The sequence below is a fragment of the Arthrobacter burdickii genome, from assembly GCF_030433645.1.
GTDB lineage: Bacteria > Actinomycetota > Actinomycetes > Actinomycetales > Micrococcaceae > Arthrobacter_D > Arthrobacter_D burdickii.
Window position 1 is genome coordinate 441243 of record NZ_JAROCG010000001.1, and the last position, 17423, is coordinate 458665.

14 protein-coding genes are annotated in these 17423 nt (G+C 70.7%); 8 read left to right on the forward strand and 6 right to left on the reverse strand.

Annotated elements, in window-relative coordinates; all coding sequences use genetic code 11:
- Positions 1 to 16: 16 nt before the first annotated feature.
- A complete protein-coding gene (locus P5G52_RS02040; RefSeq protein ID WP_301224319.1) occupies positions 17 to 721 on the reverse strand; it encodes a TetR/AcrR family transcriptional regulator in 705 nt (234 codons plus the stop codon).
- Between the two features lie 212 nt (positions 722 to 933).
- Here P5G52_RS02040 and P5G52_RS02045 point away from each other — a divergent pair, with 212 nt between their 5' ends.
- The 6 genes from P5G52_RS02045 to P5G52_RS02070 all read left to right on the forward strand — a co-directional run bounded on the left by P5G52_RS02045 (position 934) and on the right by P5G52_RS02070 (position 10372).
- A complete protein-coding gene (locus tag P5G52_RS02045; RefSeq protein ID WP_301224320.1) occupies positions 934 to 2430 on the forward strand; it encodes an amino acid permease in 1497 nt (498 codons plus the stop codon).
- A gap of 67 nt (positions 2431 to 2497) precedes the next feature.
- A complete protein-coding gene (locus tag P5G52_RS02050; RefSeq protein ID WP_301224321.1) occupies positions 2498 to 3373 on the forward strand; it encodes an urea amidolyase associated protein UAAP1 in 876 nt (291 codons plus the stop codon).
- A complete protein-coding gene (locus P5G52_RS02055) occupies positions 3370 to 4035 on the forward strand; it encodes an urea amidolyase associated protein UAAP2 (RefSeq protein ID WP_301224322.1) in 666 nt (221 codons plus the stop codon). The genes P5G52_RS02050 and P5G52_RS02055 overlap by 4 nt, the downstream gene beginning before the upstream one ends.
- On the forward strand, positions 4032 to 7769 hold the full coding sequence (uca, locus tag P5G52_RS02060) for an urea carboxylase (protein ID WP_301224323.1): 3738 nt from the start codon (positions 4032 to 4034) through the stop codon (positions 7767 to 7769). Before P5G52_RS02055 ends, uca begins: the two co-directional genes overlap by 4 nt.
- The gene (atzF, locus tag P5G52_RS02065; protein ID WP_301224324.1) at positions 7766 to 9631 is read left to right on the forward strand and encodes an allophanate hydrolase; all 1866 of its coding nucleotides are present in this window, start codon (positions 7766 to 7768) and stop codon (positions 9629 to 9631) included. Before uca ends, atzF begins: the two co-directional genes overlap by 4 nt.
- Before the next feature lie 342 nt (positions 9632 to 9973).
- Positions 9974 to 10372 carry a VOC family protein gene (locus P5G52_RS02070; RefSeq protein ID WP_301224325.1) on the forward strand — a complete coding sequence of 133 codons (399 nt, stop codon included), beginning with the start codon at positions 9974 to 9976 and terminating at the stop codon, positions 10370 to 10372.
- Positions 10373 to 10463: 91 nt separating this feature from the next.
- Here the strand turns inward: P5G52_RS02070 and P5G52_RS02075 are convergent, their stop codons facing one another.
- Positions 10464 to 11276 carry a YsnF/AvaK domain-containing protein gene (locus tag P5G52_RS02075; RefSeq protein WP_301224326.1) on the reverse strand — a complete coding sequence of 271 codons (813 nt, stop codon included), beginning with the start codon at positions 11274 to 11276 and terminating at the stop codon, positions 10464 to 10466.
- Positions 11277 to 11416: 140 nt separating this feature from the next.
- Here P5G52_RS02075 and P5G52_RS02080 point away from each other — a divergent pair, with 140 nt between their 5' ends.
- Positions 11417 to 12613: a low temperature requirement protein A gene (locus P5G52_RS02080; RefSeq protein ID WP_301224327.1), complete on the forward strand. Its 1197-nt coding sequence runs from the start codon at positions 11417 to 11419 to the stop codon at positions 12611 to 12613.
- Positions 12614 to 12709: 96 nt separating this feature from the next.
- On the opposite strand, the gene P5G52_RS02085 is transcribed toward P5G52_RS02080, so the two are convergent.
- From P5G52_RS02085 to P5G52_RS02100, 4 genes are all read right to left on the reverse strand, one after another.
- Positions 12710 to 13636 (reverse strand): AEC family transporter, encoded by a 927-nt coding sequence (locus P5G52_RS02085; protein ID WP_301224328.1) that lies wholly within the window; start codon positions 13634 to 13636, stop codon positions 12710 to 12712.
- A gap of 28 nt (positions 13637 to 13664) precedes the next feature.
- Positions 13665 to 14306 (reverse strand): alpha/beta hydrolase, encoded by a 642-nt coding sequence (locus tag P5G52_RS02090; protein WP_301224329.1) that lies wholly within the window; start codon positions 14304 to 14306, stop codon positions 13665 to 13667.
- Between the two features lie 155 nt (positions 14307 to 14461).
- Positions 14462 to 14767: a DUF4193 domain-containing protein gene (locus P5G52_RS02095; protein ID WP_087072246.1), complete on the reverse strand. Its 306-nt coding sequence runs from the start codon at positions 14765 to 14767 to the stop codon at positions 14462 to 14464.
- Between the two features lie 220 nt (positions 14768 to 14987).
- A complete protein-coding gene (locus P5G52_RS02100) occupies positions 14988 to 16196 on the reverse strand; it encodes a PucR family transcriptional regulator (protein WP_487246897.1) in 1209 nt (402 codons plus the stop codon).
- 98 nt (positions 16197 to 16294) lie between these two features.
- On the opposite strand from P5G52_RS02100, the gene P5G52_RS02105 reads away from it, so the two are divergent.
- Positions 16295 to 17407: a ferredoxin reductase gene (locus P5G52_RS02105; protein ID WP_301224331.1), complete on the forward strand. Its 1113-nt coding sequence runs from the start codon at positions 16295 to 16297 to the stop codon at positions 17405 to 17407.
- Positions 17408 to 17423 lie beyond the last annotated feature (16 nt).

Sequence of the window (17423 nt, forward strand, 5' to 3'; positions counted from 1 at the left end):
GCGGTGAACGGCCCGGCTAGTGCGTGCCGGCCACCGGGTCCGGCACGTCGCGCCCCAGCCGCGCGATGAGTGCGAGGCTGTCCGCCCGGATGGTCCCGAGGGTGCTGCCGGCGCCGCACAGCACCATGGCCGCGTCGGCCACCTGGAGTGGCGAGTCGGGCGTGACCTGGCCGTCCGCCCGGAGGCTCACGAGGGATTCGACCAGGCGGAAGGCGAGTTCGCCGTGATGCCGGGCATCACCGTGCCAGAGCGGTGCGGGGACAGCGGCCGAGCCCAGCCGACGGTACAGGCCGCGCAACTCCCCGCGGTCGGCGAGGAATGAGCGGAAGCGCTCGCCCCGTGCTTCCGGCAGGTGGTAGAGGACCCCGATGTTCCAGCGACCGCTGCACAGCTGCGTCCCGTCGAACAACGCCACGGCATGGAGCCGGGCGGCGGGAGAGACCGTGCCGTCCCCGATGGCGGAGGCTGCCCGGGCGAAGGCCAGCCCCTCTGCCACCGTTCCGGTCAGGAGCTCCTCGAGGATGTCGTCCTTCGTGGCGAAGTGGTGGTAGAGCGAGGACTGCCGTATCCCGACCGCGTCCGCCACGGCGCGGGTCGAGGTGGTGGCGTAGCCCTGCGTGGTGAAGAGCTCCGCCGCCGCGTCGAGGATCTCCTCACGGGCCGTGGCTCCGGGGCGGGTCGATTCGCGCGTGCGGGGACGTCCCGGTCCGGTGAGGGTCACGGCCTCATTCTTGCACCCGGGGGAACCCCTCCCGGCGCGGTGCCGCCCGCGGGAAACGCCGAAACATGGCGGAAACAACCTGCTCATGAGCCTTTTACGTCCGTGAAACCCGAGCGGGACCTCGGATTGGAAAACTATCAATTGACCGGTATTACGCAGCACCCCGATCGCTTCCACCGGCGCCCATCCCGTTCGAACCACGGAGACTTCCGATGACGATTCCCACCTCGACCCACCCGGACGACGCCGACCTCACCTCCCTCGGCTATGAGCCCTCCCTGCACCGCAAGCTGGGCCGCTACGCGTCCTTCGCGGCGGGTTTCTCCTTCGTCTCCATCCTCACCACGATCTTCCAGCTCTTCGCCTTCGGGTATTCGTTCGCCGGCCCTGCGTTCTTCTGGACCTGGCCGATCGTCCTCGTGGGCCAGCTGCTCGTGGCCCTGAACTTCGCCGAACTGGCCGCCCGCTATCCGCTGTCGGGCGCGGTGTACCAGTGGGCTCGGCGCGTGGGCGGCGAGACGGTGGGTTGGTTCGCCGGCTGGTTCATGGCAGTGGCGCAGGTGGTCACGGCCGCCGCCGCAGCCATCGCCCTGCAGGTCGTGCTGCCGCAGCTGTGGAGCGGTTTCCAGCTCGTCGGCGGCGACTCGGCGCTCAACACCGTCACGGGCGCCGCGAACGCCGTCGTCCTGGGTGCCATCCTCCTGGTCGCCACCACCGTCATCAACGCGATGGGCGTCCGACTCATGGCCCACATCAACTCGGTGGGCGTGACCTGCGAGATCGTCGGCGTCATCGCCGTCGTCCTCGCCCTTCTCACCGCCGCGCAGCGCGGGCCCGACGTCGTTCTGGACACCACGGCGCTGCAGGGCTCGGACCTCGGAGCCGTCGGAGCGTTCCTCGTCTCCGGCCTCATGGCCGCCTACGTCATGGTGGGCTTCAACTCCGCCGGCGAGCTCTCCGAGGAGACCAAGGACCCGCGCCGCACCGCGCCCCGCACCATCATCTCCGCCCTGGCGATCTCCGGGGTCGGCGGAGCCCTCATGATCATCACCGCGCTCATGGCGGCACCGAGCCTCGACGACGGCCGCCTCGCCACCGAAGGGCTCCCCTACGTCCTGACCGCGGTCCTCGGCACCTTCTGGGGCAAGGTCCTGCTGGTCGACGTCGCCATCGCGATCTTCGTCTGCACCCTCGCCATCCAGACCGCCGGCTCACGCCTGGTCTTCTCGATGGCACGGGACGGCAAGCTCCCCGCCTCGACGCTGCTCTCCACCGTCCACCCCCGCCGGGGCACCCCGATGTGGCCCTCCATCGCCATCGGCGCCCTCGCCGTCGGCGTCCTGGCCATCAACGTGGGCAACGCAGCCCTCTTCACCACCCTGACCAGCGTCTGCATCGTCATGGTGTACATCGCGTACCTCCTGGTCACCGTTCCGCAGCTGGTCAACCGGCTGCGCGGCGACTGGGACCGCGTAGGCCAGACCATGCCGTCGGGCCTCTTCTCCCTGGGCCGCTGGGGCCTGCCCGTGAACGTGCTCGCCGTCCTGTACGGCGCCGTCATGGTGGTCAACCTGTCCTGGCCCCGCCCCGAGGTCTACGACCCGGCCGGCGAGAACGGCATCCTCCTCTACTCCGCCCCCCTGATGGTCACCGTCGTGCTGCTCGGAGGTCTCTGGATCCGCCGGAGCATCGCAGCCAAGGCCTCCTAGTACCCCGCCCGCACCCAGCAGCCGCCTGCCGGCTGCACACCGACCACCAGGATCGACAAGGATCGACATGACACAGACCACCGACATCCCGGCAGGCACGGCCACCACGGCCGGAGCCCGCGCCCACGCCCGCGACCAGCACCGCCGCACGGCGGACACGATGCGCCACATCCCGGTGGCCACCGCGCCCTCCTCGCTCACGGACGCACTGCCCGACGGCGCCGCCGACCGCCTGGTCTGGTCGGAGGCGCTGGCCTTCGGCCGCTACACGACGCTGCACCTCGCCCGCGGCACGCGCCTCCGCCTCACGGACACGGGCGATGCCTGCGTGCACACCCTCCTGTACCGGGCCGGCGCCCTGCACGAACGCTTCAATGCGGCCGACACCGTCAAGGTGCCCTGGCAGGCCTACCCCGGGACCGGGCACCCCCTCCTGTCCGACGCCGGCCGCGTCCTGGCCACGATCGTGGAGGACACCTCGGGCAGCCACGACGCCCTGACCGGCGCCACCACCCTGGCCGGGAACATGGCCCGCTACGGAGCCGGGACGGCGCACAGCGCCTCCCCCGCCGCCCGGGAGCTGCTGACCCTCGGGGCGCTGAAGAGCGGCCTCGGCCCCCGGGACGTCGCCCCGTCGCTCACCCTCTTCAAGGGCATCCACGTCGACGCCGACGGCGGGATCCGCTTCACCGGCAGCGCCGGCCCCGGAGCGCACGTCGACCTGCTGCTGCAGCTGGACGCCGTCGTCGTACTGGCCAACACCGCGCACCCGCTCGACCCGCGCGCCGACTTCACCGGCAGCACCGTCGGGATCACCGCATGGCGGGCACCCGAGGACCTCGCCGCACTGGCCGAGGGACGCCTGGTCGGGCCGCTGGCGCCCGAACACCTACAGGCCCTGAACAACACCGAGCACGACCTCGCCGCAAGGAGCACCCGATGAGCACCACCTTTCTGCAGCAGGCGACCGACGCCGCCCTCGTTCCGGGAGCCGTGGTCCTCGACGAGTACGTCGAAGCGCGCGGACCGTGGTCCGCCGTCGTCGCCGCGGGCGACGTCCTCACCATCGTGGACCTCGACGGCAACCAGGCGGTCGACTGCCTCCTCTACGCCGCCGGTGACACCACCGTCCGGTACTCGGCACCGGTCACCATCGCGCAGCAGCGCTCCATCGTCCTCACCACGGGTTCCGTGCTCCGCGCCGACACGGGCCTCGCCCTCATGACGGTGGTCGCGGACGAGGTAGGCGTGCACGACACCATCGGCGGCGCCTGCTCGCAGGAATCCAACACCCTCCGGTACGGCCAGCACACGCGCGAGCAGCACGCCTGCGTGGAGAACTTCCTCATCGAGGGCTCCCGCTGGGGGCTGGGCAAGCGGGACCTCGTCTCCAACATCAACTGGTTCATGAACGTCCCCGTCGATCCCGACGGGGCCCTGGGGATCGTCGACGGCCTCTCCGCTCCCGGCAAGCGCGTCGCCCTCCGGGCCGAGGTGAACACCCTCGTGCTCGTCTCGAACTGCCCGCAGGTCAACAACCCCTGCAACGGCTTCAACCCGACACCCGTCCGCATGATCGTCACACGCCCGGAGAATGCCGCATGAACCGCTTCGACACCCTGCTGGTGGCCAACCGCGGAGAGATCGCCTGCCGCATCATCGAATCGGCCCGCACGCTCGGCCTCCGCACGGTCGCCGTGTTCTCCGAGGCGGACCGCGGCGCCCGCCACGTCCGGCTGGCCGACGAGGCCGTACTCCTCGGCCCGGCACCCGCCAAGGAGTCCTACCTCCGCGTCGAGGCCCTGCTGGCCGCCGCGAAGTCCACCGGTGCCGGCGCCATCCACCCCGGCTACGGCTTCCTCTCCGAGGACGCCGACTTCGCGGAGGCCGTCGAGGCAGCCGGACTCGTGTTCGTGGGTCCCACCCCTGACCAACTCCGCATCTTCGGCACCAAGCACACCGCCCGCGACGCCGCGCAGGCCGCCGGCGTCCCCATGATCGCGGGCTCCGGCCTGCTCGACGACGTCGAGGACGCCCTGGCAGCCGGGGCGGCCATCGGGTTCCCGCTCATGCTCAAGGCGACCGGCGGTGGAGGCGGCATCGGGATGACCGTCTGCCGGACGGAGAAGGAACTCGCGGAGAGCTTCCCCCGCGTGGCCCGCCTCGCCGGAGCCAGCTTCGGCACCGCCGGCGTCTTCGCCGAGCGGTACGTGGAGAACGCCCGCCACGTGGAGGTCCAGGTCTTCGGCGACGGCGAAGGCCGGGTCGTCAGCCTGGGTGACCGCGACTGCTCGCTGCAGCGCCGGCACCAGAAGGTCCTCGAGGAAGCACCCGCGCCGGACCTGCCGGACGCGCTCCGCGAGGAACTGCACCGCAGCTCGCGCGCGCTGTGCGCCTCGCTCGGCTACCGCTCCGCCGGGACGGTGGAGTTCGTCTACGACTCCGTCCGCCAGGAGGCCTCGTTCCTCGAGGTGAACGCGCGCCTGCAGGTCGAGCACCCGGTCACGGAGTCCGTGACCGGCGTCGACCTGGTCGAGTGGATGCTCCGCCTCGCCCAGGGCGGGTCCGACGCCGCGGCCGTCCTCGCCGGTGTCCCCGACAGTGTCCCCGTCTCCGGCCACGCCGTCGAGGCGCGGGTCTACGCCGAAGATCCCGCCCGCGGTTTCCAGCCCAGTGCGGGCACGATCACCAACGCCGCCTATCCGGAGGCGGACTCCATCCGGGTGGACACCTGGGCCGAGACCGGCAGTGAGGTCTCCACCAACTACGATCCCCTTCTGGCGAAGATCATCGCCTCCGGCACCAGCCGCGGCGAGGCCTTCGACCGGCTGGCCGGCGCGCTGACCGGCACGCGGATCGACGGCATCGAGACCAACCTCGGCATGCTGCGCGCAGTCAGTACCCTCGACGTCGTCCGTGCGGCCGGACACTCGACCAGCACCCTCGATACGGTCGGCGACCCCGAACCGCGCATCACGGTGGAGCGGCCCGGGCTGCAGACGAGCGTGCAGGACTGGCCGGGCCGCACCGGCCTGTGGCAGGTGGGCGTCCCGCCGAGCGGCCCGATGGACGACCTCTCCTTCCGGCTGGGCAACCAGGCCCTCGGGAACCCGGAGGGCGCTCCGGGCCTCGAATTCACCATGACCGGGCCCAGCCTGACCTTCTCGCACCCCACCACCCTGTGTGTGACCGGGGCGGAGGTCCGGGTGACCGTGGACGGCGCCGAGGTCGCGGCGTGGGAACCGGTCACGGTCCCCGCCGGCGGAACGCTCGACGTCGGGACCGCCGACGGTGCGGGGCTGCGCGGCTACATCCTCTTCGCGGGCGGCCTGGACATCCCGCTGTACCTCGGCAGCGCGTCCACCTTCACCCTGGGCCAGTTCGGCGGGCACGCCGGGCGCGTCCTCCGCACCGGTGACGTGCTGAGGACCGTGCCCACGGACTCGCCCGCGGGAGCGTCCCCGGTGGCGCTCGACGCCCGGCCCGCCCTCACGTCCCGATGGGAGCTCACCGTCGTCGAGGGCCCGCACGGGGCGCCCGAGTTCTTCCAGAGGGAAGACATCGAGGACCTCCTCGCCACCGACTACGAGGTGCACTTCAACTCCGCACGCACCGGCGTCCGGCTCATCGGGCCTAAGCCCCGCTGGGCACGGAACGACGGCGGCGAAGCGGGCCTGCACCCCTCCAACATCCACGACACCGCCTACTCCGTGGGCGCGCTGGACTTCACAGGGGACACGCCGATCCTCCTCGGACCGGACGGACCGAGCCTCGGCGGGTTCGTCTGCCCCGTGACCGTCGTGACGGCCGACCGCTGGAAGCTCGGGCAACTCCGCCCGGGCGACACCGTGCGCTTCGTCCCGGTCCGGACGGTGCAGGCGCCCTCGCTGCAGGACCTCGGCCCCGGGCGGCAGCTGATCCTGCCCGACGCCCCCGAACTCCCGTCCGACGCGGACACCTCGGCCCTGCACCAGCACCTGGTCCGCGGCGGATACGGCGACGACGGCGTGCTGGCACGTGTCGCGGAGGAACCGGGCAGACCCGCCGTGACATACCGGCGGTCCGGCGACGACAACCTCCTCGTCGAGTACGGCGACATGGTCCTCGACCTGGGCCTCCGCGCACGGGTCCACGCCCTGCACCAGGCCATCGGGCAGATGCGGCTTGCCGGCGTCGTCGACCTGACGCCGGGGATCCGCAGCCTGCAGATCAAGGTGGACCCCTCCGTCCTGTCCAGCCGCCGCCTGCTGGAAGTGGTGCAGGACATCGAGAGCGCCCTGCCGGCCAGCTCGGAACTCGTGGTGCCCAGCCGCTCGGTACGCCTGCCCCTGTCCTGGGACGACCCCGCGACCCGCGAGGCGATCGAGCGGTACATGGCCGGAGTGCGCGACGACGCCCCCTGGTGCCCGTGGAACATCGAATTCATCCGGCGTATCAACGGACTGGACTCGGTGAACGACGTCTTCGACACCGTCTTCGACGCCGAATACCTCGTCCTCGGCCTGGGCGACGTGTACCTCGGCGCGCCCGTCGCGACGCCCCTCGATCCCCGGCACCGCCTCGTCACCACCAAGTACAACCCGGCCCGGACGTGGACGCCGGAGAACGCCGTCGGTATCGGCGGCGCGTACATGTGCATCTACGGCATGGAGGGACCCGGCGGCTACCAGTTCGTGGGCCGCACCACCCAGGTCTGGTCGCGCTACGCCGACTCGGCACCGTTCGAGCCGGGATCTCCCTGGCTGCTGCGGTTCTTCGACCGCATCTCCTGGTACCCCGTCAGCCCGGAGGAGCTGCTGGACCTGCGCGCCGACATGGCGGCAGGCCGCGGGCGCGGCGTCGAGATCGAGGAGGGGACCTTCTCCCTCGCCGAGCACGAACGCTTCCTCGAGGAGAACAGCGCATCCATCGCGGAGTTCCGCGTGCAGCAGTCCGCCGCCTTCGCCGTAGAACGCCAGGCATGGGCCGACGCCGGTGAGTTCGACCGCGCCGACGCCGCAGCCGCAGTCGTTCCGGACACCGAGGACCTGGTGGTGCCCGACGGCGCGTCCCTGGTCTCCGCGCCCTTCGCCGCCAGCGTCTGGAAAGTGGACGTGGCACAGGGCGAGACCGTCGTGAAGGGACAGCCCCTCGTCTCGCTCGAGGCCATGAAGATGGAGACCGTTCTTACCGCCCCCTCCGACGGACTGGTGTTGCAGGTCCTGCCGGTCGCCGGGTCCCAGGTCGTGGCCGGCGAGGCACTGGTGGTCCTCGGCGCATCGCCCGAGCTCGAGCCCGGAACGTCGCCCCAGCCGGGGCAGGAACCCGAAGCAAGCGAAACGGAAGAGGTAGCTGCATGAGCACCCAGGCAACCGACCGGGTACGCGCCGCACTCGCGGCCCTCGACGCCGTGGACCGGCCCGAGATCTGGGTGACCGTCCGCACGGCCGAGGACCTCCTCGCCGAAGCCGCCGACGTCGATGCCCGGGCCGGCGGTGGCGAGGAGCTTCCCCTGGCGGGACTCGTCCTCGCCGTGAAGAACAACGTGGACGTGGCGGGAATCCCGACGACCGCCGGGTGCCCGGGCTTCTCCTACCTCCCGGAGGAGGACGCGGAAGCAGTGCGCCGGCTGCGGGCCGCGGGTGCCGTGGTGCTGGGCTCGACCAACCTGGACCAGTTCGCCACCGGACTCGTGGGAACCCGCAGTCCGCACGGAGCGGTGCGGGATGCCCGCCGCCCGGAGTACATCTCCGGCGGATCGAGTTCCGGCTCGGCCGTCGCCGTCGCCCTGGGCCTCGCGGACATCGCGATCGGCACCGACACGGCCGGGTCCGGACGGGTCCCCGCCGGGCTGCAGGGCATCGTGGGCATCAAGCCCACGCTGCACGTGGTCTCCACGGACGGTGTGGTGCCCGCCTGCCGTTCCTGGGATGCCGTGACGATCCTCGCCCGAGACCTCGCCACGGCCGAGCGGGCGATGGGCGTCATGGCCGGCGGGGCGCGCCCGTGGCCCTCCGAGGTACGCCTCGCGGCCCCGAGCCGGCCCCGCGTCGCCTACCCGGCCGAGCTGCCCGAGCTGTCCCCGGCCTGGGCCGCGGAATTCGGCCGTCAGGTCGGCCGGCTCGAGGCAGCCGGCGTCGACGTCCAGCCCCTTCCGATCGACCGATTCCTGCAGGCCGCCCGGCTGCTCTATGACGGCGCCCTCGTGGCGGAGCGCCATGCCGCCGTCGGAGCCTTCGTCGACGGCGCCACCGCGGACGGCAATCCCGCAGGCCTCGATCCCACCGTCGCCGGCATTATCCACCGCGCCGGCACCCTGGCCGCTCACGAGTATGTGGCCGACACCGCCCGGCTGGCCGACCTCAAGCGCGACGCGCTCGCCCAGCTCGAGGGCTTCGACGCCCTCCTGGTGCCGACGGCTCCCCTGCATCCCCTCCTCGCCGAGGTGGCAGCGGACCCGATCGGCGTCAACTCCCGCATGGGGACGTACACGAACTTCTGCAACCTCTTCGACATGTGCGCGGTCGCCGTGCCGGTGGGCGAGGTCGAGGGAGCCCAGTTCGGCGTGACGGTCGTCGGGCGCACTTTCGACGACGCCGTCATCGCGGACATCGCCCGCCCGATCGAATGCACACCGGCCCCTCCTGCACTGTTCGCCCCCGGGGCGGTCGGCCCGACGGACACCGCGGGGCCCTGGCCGCTGGCCGCCGGAGCAGCCGGCGTGCCGCTCGTCGTCGTCGGTGCGCACCGCCGCGGCCAGGTCCTCGCGCGGGATCTCGAGGAGCTCGGCGCTTTCTGGGACGGCCCGGTCCGCACGGCCCCGCGCTACCGCATGGTGGCACTGGACACCCAGCCGCCGAAACCGGGCGTGTACCGCTCGGACGACGGCGCGGAACTCGTGGCCGAGCGGTGGATCCTCTCCGAGGCGGCGCTCGGACACTTCCTGGCGGCCCTGCCCGAGCCCATGCTGCTCGGATCCGTCCTCCTGAATGACGGCACGACCGCCGTCGGCTTCGCCTGCGACGCCGTCGCCGCCGCTACGGGCAGGGATATCACGGACTATGGCGACTGGCTCGCGGCGACAGCCGCGCCCGGACCGGAGGATCCCGGGCCGGAAGCCACAGGGCTGGAAGCCACGGGACAGCGGTCCCATGGCGCTGTCCGTGACTTCCTCGTGACCGCGCTCGGGCGTGGCAGCTACGCCGACATCGGGCGCCAGTAGCTGTGGCATCCCCGGTGGGCGCGAGCGGCATGAATGACGGGAAGACCGTGATCGGGTGGTGGACACCTCCACGCTGGCGGGGTGCGCGGCCTACGGGGAACGACGACGAAGGAGACTGGCAGTATTCCTGGCTCCTGCCCGGCGACGTGGTCTGTCCGATGCCGGCGAGGACCACTCCCTAGGAGGAGGCCCAGCCGAGCGGGGCCGGCGAGTCGATCGTCACGCCGTCACGGTGTCGCTGATCCGCCGATGGCTGCCCTCGTCCCGTCGTTCCTTCCCTCTGCGGACACGTCCTGTCCGGGACAGCGAGCGCAGAAGGCTCTCTCGGAGCAGAATCAGGGCATGACTCTGCGCTGGTATTCAACCGTCATCGAATCGATCGACCACCGGGCGCTCGCCCACTGGTGGGCCGACGCGCTCGGCTGGGACGTGATGTTCGAGACCGACGACGAGGCCGTGCTGGTACCGCCGTGGGCCCGCGAACTGGGACCCACGCTGAGGTTCGAGCAGGTGCCGCCGGGTCTCGTCTTCGTGCCCGTCGACCACGCGAAGCAGGGCAAGAACCGGCTGCATCTGGACTTCGCCCCGCACACCCGCCAGGACCGCGACGCCGAGATCGAGCGCCTCATCGCCCTCGGGGCGCGGCGCATCGATGTCGGACAAGGACCGGACGTCAGCTGGGAGGTCCTCGCGGATCCCGACGGCAACGAGTTCTGCGTGCTCTCGTCGCGGGAGTACTAGGAGCCCGGAGCCGCAGAGCTACGGCCCGGGCGACAGAAGATACCCGTTCGGGGATGCCGTCGCGGTATCTTCTGTCGCCCGGCGGAGCGGGCTACAGTTCCACGCGCTCCGTCTCGATGACTTCCTTGCGGACCTGCCCGCCCACGACCTCGTCCTGGGTGTGGACGTCGCGGCGGACCCGGACACGCTCGATCGGGACGACGTCCAGTTCGACGCGGGGCTTCTCCTCGTAGAGCACCACCTCGACGGTGTCACCGTTGAAGGCGGTCTCCACCGCCGAGTACAGCCGCTCGCGCTCGGCATCCGTGTAGGAGCCCTTGCCGTCGTCGTAGAACGGCGTACCGTCCTTGACCGGAACGCGCTCGACGACGAGTTCCTCTCGCCGGATCTGCACGGTCATGGTGACGTCCTCGGTGACCACGCGCTTGACGAGGCGCACGCGCTCCGTCTCCCGGATCTCCGTGCTCACGCGCAGCTGCTCCTCGGACCGCGTCATCGCGTAGTCGCCCTCGGGACGCGATGACTGCGGGCGGACCGCACCTGCGTCGGATGTGCGCTCGTCGGCCACGACGTCGCCGTCCTTCGGTGCCATGAGCCCGTAATAGCGGAGCAGGTGCTGCTCCTCCTCGGGGCTGAGGTGCCCGTCCTGGGACATCTTCGGGGAGTCGTAGACCTTGGAGTGGGTGTAGGGCAGGCGGACGTCGTGTCCGTCGAGGGTGGCGCCGTTCAGCGGAGCGAAGGATTCGGGGTTGCCCATCTTGTGCGTGGCGACGGTCACCCAGCTCGGCTCACCGGTGGCGTCGTCGACGTAGAGCTGCCCCATGGGACCCAGTACTGCCCCGTCCTCGCTCAGCACATTGGCGCCGGAGTTCATCGAGTTCTTCATCTGTTCGAGCGAGATCATGATGGCCCTTTCGAGGAGGTTGACTGCCTTTCACCGTAGGTCCCTCCCGAGGGGATAGCAAGCAGGCTTACTACCCCGGGCAGGGAGCCTTGCCGTCCCGGCCCTTCGGTGATCGGACGCGACGGCCCTATCCTTTCCCCATGCCACTCCTGCCGAGGTCCCTGCGCGCGGTGCGCGTCTCCGACGAATCGCACCGCGTCACCACCTTCGAGCTCTTCTTCGACCTGGTCTTCGTGTTCGCCTTCACGCAGGTCACCGGCTTCATGGCGCACGCGCACTCCTTCCCCGGCATCCTCCAGGGCATGATCGTCCTCGGCATGCTCTGGTGGTCCTGGGTGTGCTATTCGTGGCTCGCCAACCAGACGCACGTGGACGAGGGGATCATGCGCCTCGGGCTGTCCACCGTCATGGTCGCCATGTTCATCGCCTCCCTCGCCATCCCGGAATCGTTCGTGGACCTCGAGGGCGGCCTCAGCGGCCCACTCGTCCTGGCGCTCTCCTACGTTGTCGTGCGTGTGCTGCACCTGGTGCTGTATGCCTTTGCGGCAATGGACGACAAGCCGCTCCAGCGCCAGGTTCTCACGACATCGGTCGCGATGGTGTCGGGGTCGGTGCTCATCGTGCTGGGCGCACTGATCGGTGGCGCTTCCCAGACCTGGTTCTGGCTCGCAGGGCTGACCGTCGACGTCACGCTGACCTACCTCACGTCGGCCAGCGGTAACTGGCGGGTCCATTCGGCGGCGCACTGGACCGAGCGCTACGGGCTCGTGATCATCCTGGCCCTCGGCGAGTCGATCGTGGCCATCGGGGTGGGCGCATCCCAGGAGCCCGTGAGCATCCCGATCCTCCTCGGGGCCACGTTCGGCATCGCCCTGTCGATCTGCCTGTGGTGGCTCTACTTCGACGTCACGGCCATCGCTGCCGAGCATCGCTTCGCAGCGCTGCGCGGCAGCGATCGTGCCTCGGCCGCCGTCGATGCCTACACCTACCTGCACCTGCCGCTCGTGGCGGGCATCGTGCTGTCCGCCCTCGGCGTCGAGGACGTCCTGGCACACGTCGACGAGACGGAGGGCTTCGGCATCCTCGGCGCGTTCGCGCTCCTCGGCGGCACGGCCCTCTATCTGCTGGGCGGCGCTGCTTTCTGGCGACGAGTGGGAGGTGGCTGGAAGAAATGGCGGCTCGGCGGTGCTGGTGCGCTGCTCCTGCTTCTGCCGGTCGCCGCGCACCTTTCACCCCTCGGGGCGCTGGCCCTCGCAGCCGGAGTGACGGGAGTCCTCGTCGCGGCGGAAAGCTCCCTGTATGCCGAGACCCGGAACAGGGTCCGCGCGCGGCTGTGAGCCACGGGCGTGCCCCACGGGGTGACCCAAAAGTGGTGCCGGAGGGAGCAGGCGGAGCCCGGCAGCGCGCGTTCCAGGCCGTGGGCGCTCGACACCTCAGCCGGTGAGCACCCGGATGACGAGGAACACCACCGGCAGGTAGAGGACCCCGGCCACCGTCTGCAGGGTGATCGTGGAGGCCATCAGCCTCGAATCGCCGCCGAGCGCCCGGGCCATGACATAGGCGGAGGACGCCGTGGGCAGGGACAGGAAGAGGATCACGGTCGCGGCGGGTTCACCGGTGAGACCGAACATCACGCAGCCGGCGATCCCCAGGGCGGGCATCACCGCGAACTTGACCCCAGTGGCGATCGCCACGGCCCCCAGGTTGTGTCCCATGCTCCGCAGGTCCAGTGCCGCGCCCACGCACAGGAGGCCGAGCGGCAGGGACGCGCTGCCGAGCGTCCGCACGAAGTCGGAGATGCCCGGCGGCAATCCAGCACCCGTGACATTCAGGAGGATCCCGACCACGCAGCCGAGAATCAGCGGGTTGGTGACGATGGTCCGGAGGGTGCCGCCCGCCGTCAGCCTCTCCGCCCCGTAGCGCGCGAAGGCGAGCGTGCAGAGAACGTTCACGAGCGGTACGAGGATCGTGTTCGCGATGGCGGCGAGCGCGACGCCGTCGGACCCGAACAGGGCCAGGGCGATCGACAGGCCGAGGTAGTTGTTGAAACGGATGCTGCCCTGCAGGACCGAGGTGAAGGCCGGTCCGTCGAGGTCGAGCCAGCGCTGGGCGATCACCAGCCCCGCAGCCGTCAGGATGACCGGTCCGGCGAGGATCGGTGCCATCAGCGCGATCGGCAGGCCCCCGAGGTCCGCCGTCGACGTGCCGTAGATGAACAGCGCGGGCAGGAGGATGAAGTAGCAGAGCCGCTCGGCCGGCGGCCAGAAGGCCGGAACCACGAAGCTCCGGGCGCGGAGGGCGTATCCGAGGGCGATCAGGCCGATCACCGGGCCGAGCGCCACGAGGGCCTGGGCGATCACCGGGCCGCGCCGGCGGGCAGGAGCAGGGTCACCAGCCCCGCGCCAGGAGCCACTCGGCGGCCAGGCTGCTCCACTGTTCCGCGGCGCCGCTCCCCTCGGCCAGGCCGAGGCCGTGCTCCCCCTCGGCGAAGACATGCAGGGCGTGGGGGACCCCCTGCGCGGCGAGAGCCTGCCCGAGGAGGTACGCGTGTTCCACGGGAACAGCCTCGTCCGCGGCGGTGTGCCAGACGAAGAACGGAGGAGCATCAGCCGTGACCAGGCGGTCCAGGGAGGTGTCCGCGCGGATCCTCCCTCCGGCGTCGGGCCCGAGCAGCTCGTCCTGCGAGCCGCGATGCGTCGCGAGTTCCATGGACACCACGGGGTAGCAGAGGACGGCCGCGTCGACGCGCTCGTCGTCGGAGGCACCCGGTGCCAGCGCCGCATGTCCCGCCAGGTGGCCTCCGGCCGAGAAGCCGAGGACCGCCAGCCGTTCGACGCCGGCCGCGCGCACGCGGCGGATCTCGCCACGTACGGCGTCGAGCGGTCCGGGGTGTCGGGTCTGGACCGGGTAGGAGAAGACGCCGGCGGACAGGCCGAAGGAGCGCAGCCGTGCGGCCACGACCTCGCCCTCGTTGTCGGACAGCATGGTGTAGCCGCCTCCGGGCAGGACGATGACATGCGAGGACTCCATACCACCACCGTACTGTGGCCCCGGCGGCCAGGGCGGCAGGAGGAGGACCGTGGACAGTGATGAGCCCGGACCTGCGCGTGAATGCGAACCGACGCGCGCCGCTTAAACGACAACGCCCCTGGCGGAGCCAGGGGCGTCGTCGTACTGAGGGCCTGTCAGCCCTCGCACTCGGTGCAGAACTTGTCGCCGTTCTTCTCGCGCGCAAGCTGGCTGCGGTGATGCACCAGGAAACAGGACATGCAGGTGAACTCGTCTTCCTGCTGCGGGATCACCTGGATCAGGAGTTCCTCGTGCGAGAGGTCGGCCCCGGGGAGGTCGATGCCTTCGGCGGTTTCGCCGTCCTCGACATCGATCAGCGCGGTCTGCGTAGTCGCGCTGCGCTGTGCCTGGATCGCCTCGAGGGACTCGTTGGCCGGCTGGTCTTCCGGGCGAACGCGTGGCTCGTCGTAATCGGTTGCCATGGGGGTAGATCTCCTTCTGTGGGCGGGTATGACGCCCAGATGCCACTCTCAACCTCGGCAGAGGCGGAAGTATTCCATATAACGGGTGCAATATACCCGCTTCGGGTGATACTTTTCTCCACGCACCGCAAGCACGGGGATTCCCATCTCTTTGTGACGCGACAGCTGCCACGTGGTAGATGCCTGCTCCCTCTCCCGCCGTCGGGCCGGTGGGAGCCTCCTACGCAACCCGGGCGGGAACCTTCCGGCCGCTGCGCAGCGCGATCTCCAGCTCGAAACGCACCTTCGGGTCCCTGAGGTCCTCACCGAACAGCTCGCGCAGCTGCAGCACCCGATAGCCCACCGTCTGCGCGTGGATGCCGAGCTCGTCCGCGATCGGGGCGCGCTGGCCCCAGTGCCGCAGCCAGGCGAGCAGGGTCTCCTCGAGTTTCTCGCGCTGGCCGACCGGCAGCCCGGCCAGCGGCGCGAGCCTCCGCCGGGCGAGTTCCCCGACGGCCGACGGCTCGGCCGCCAGGACCACCTCGGTCAGGTGCTCGTCGGCCCACACGGGGGGATCGTCGTCGCCCGCCCGCGGCGGCAGCATGGACGCCGCCAGGACCGCCAGCCGGAGCGACTCCGCGACCTGCTCCATCCCGCCTGCCGGTCCGATGGACGCGCTCCTGCCGGCCAGGACCCGCTGCAGGTCCGCACGCGACGCCGGCCCCCGCTCCGGGACCAGGGCGACGGCGTCCGTCTCGCGTTCGACGACGATCGCGCCGGGCGCGAGCCGCTGGCGCAATCCCTGCGCGCGCTCGAGCGGCAGCGTCACGACGGCGAGCTGGGCCGGCACGGTCCAGTCGGCGAGCGATGCCGCCTGCCGCAGCGACGTCTCGTCCGCCTGACCGAGGAGCAGCAGTTCCAGCAGTTCCGCACGACGGCGGTCGACGGCCCCGGCCCGTTCGGACTGCTCGAAGGCGTAGGCCTCGGCACTGACCGCGGAGAGTTCGTCGATGTAGGCCATGATCGATTCGCCGAGGTCCACCACCACCGCAGGGCCCATGCCCTCCTCCATCGAGCGGCGCGACATCTCCCGGAAGGTCACGCGCGCACCCATCCGGTAGGCCCCGAGCAACGAATCCATGCTGCGTCCCTGGCGGAATTCGCCGCGGCCCAAACCGGCCACCAACTGGCGGCTCTGGTCGGACAGGGCGGGCAGGCTCGTGCCCGGCAACTCGAGGAACCGCTCCAGGGCGACGGCAACCCCGAGGCGCAGTGCGTGGCCGAAGCCCCCTTCGATCGGACGCGCATACGCCGGCACCAGCTGGGGGACGGTCTGGATGATGGCCTCGACCAGGTCTCCGGTCAGCGGCCGGAGGCGGTCGCTCACCTCGGGTGGGAGGGCAAGCCACGGAGGCTCCGGAGGAGTTCCTGCTACCTCGTCAGAACGCACGTGGACGGCCCCTATCTATTCTGAGACGACAATACAACTCCACCAACTGTATGCGAGGAGCGAAGATTTTTAGCGGCAGAGGCTATATCGTTGGTTCAATGATCCGGTTCACGAAGCTGGCGCGTGCAGCCTCCGCGCTCATCACCCCGCTCACGCCGGAAGACTTCCTCGCCCTGTTCAACCCGGTGTACTCCTCCCGCCAGCTCCGCGGCGTCGTCACGCGTGTGGTGCGAGAGACCGAGGACTCGGCCACCATCCACTTCCGCCCCGGCCATGGCTGGCACGGCCACCAGGCCGGGCAGTGGGCGCGCATCGGCGTCGAACTGGATGGCGTCCGCCACTGGCGCTCCTACTCGCTGAGCAATGCCGCCGGGCACGATCCGGCCATCACGGTCAAGGACGCCGGCGCGGTGTCGCACGTCCTGGTCCGGGACACCAAGCCCGGCGACGTCCTGTTCCTCGCCCCGCCCCAGGGTGACTTCGTCCTTCCCGAGCACCCGCGGTCCCTCCTCATGCTCACGGCGGGCAGCGGCATCACTCCCGTCATGTCCATGATCCGCACGCTGGTCCCGCGGCGACCGGACGCCGACGTGGTGCTCATCAACTCGAACAGCACGCCGGAGAAGAGCCTGTTCCGCGAGGAACTGGACGAGCTCGCGGACCAGTTCCCCAACCTGACGGTCCGCCACTGGTTCACGAGCGCCCGCGGCAGGCTGGAGTTCACGGCCAAGACCATCGCCGATCTCTGCCCCGACTGGCGGTCCCGTGCCGCCTACGCGTGCGGCCCGGAAGGCTTCCTGAACGCGGCCGAGGACCTCTGGGAGCGCGAGGCCGCCCTCGAGACCGCCCGCACCGTCCCGGGCATCACTGCCGGAGCCGAGACGCAGCCCACCAGCACGGGCACCCTCACCATCGAGCGGTTCACCACCGACCTCACCGCCGGCGCCGGGCACGACGGCGGCCTCGTCACCTTCGAGCAGTCCGACCGCGAGGTCCAGGCCGACGGCGACACCCCGCTGCTGGACATCGGCGAGGATGCCGGCATCCTCATGCCGAGCGGCTGCCGCATGGGCATCTGCCACAGCTGCCTCATCCCGCTGCGTGCAGGCCAGGTCCGGGACCTCCGGACGGGTGAACTGCACAACGAACCCGGCCAGCTCATCCAGACCTGCGTCTCGGCGGCCGCCGGGCCCGTGAACCTCGACCTTTAACCCCCATCAGAGGAGT

Excerpts from the sequence above, each read along its gene's own strand:
- P5G52_RS02090 (WP_301224329.1), bottom strand. The coding sequence starts at position 14,306 with ATGGAGTCCTCGCATGTCATCGTCCTGCCCGGAGGCGGCTACACCATG.
- P5G52_RS02045 (WP_301224320.1), top strand. The coding sequence starts at position 934 with ATGACGATTCCCACCTCGACCCACCCGGACGACGCCGACCTCACCTCC.
- P5G52_RS02055 (WP_301224322.1), top strand. The coding sequence starts at position 3,370 with ATGAGCACCACCTTTCTGCAGCAGGCGACCGACGCCGCCCTCGTTCCG.
- P5G52_RS02080 (WP_301224327.1), top strand. The coding sequence starts at position 11,417 with ATGCCACTCCTGCCGAGGTCCCTGCGCGCGGTGCGCGTCTCCGACGAA.
- P5G52_RS02070 (WP_301224325.1), top strand. The coding sequence starts at position 9,974 with ATGACTCTGCGCTGGTATTCAACCGTCATCGAATCGATCGACCACCGG.
- P5G52_RS02050 (WP_301224321.1), top strand. The coding sequence starts at position 2,498 with ATGACACAGACCACCGACATCCCGGCAGGCACGGCCACCACGGCCGGA.
- P5G52_RS02105 (WP_301224331.1), top strand. The coding sequence starts at position 16,295 with ATGATCCGGTTCACGAAGCTGGCGCGTGCAGCCTCCGCGCTCATCACC.
- P5G52_RS02095 (WP_087072246.1), bottom strand. The coding sequence starts at position 14,767 with ATGGCAACCGATTACGACGAGCCACGCGTTCGCCCGGAAGACCAGCCG.
- atzF (WP_301224324.1), top strand. The coding sequence starts at position 7,766 with ATGAGCACCCAGGCAACCGACCGGGTACGCGCCGCACTCGCGGCCCTC.
- uca (WP_301224323.1), top strand. The coding sequence starts at position 4,032 with ATGAACCGCTTCGACACCCTGCTGGTGGCCAACCGCGGAGAGATCGCC.
- P5G52_RS02075 (WP_301224326.1), bottom strand. The coding sequence starts at position 11,276 with ATGATCTCGCTCGAACAGATGAAGAACTCGATGAACTCCGGCGCCAAT.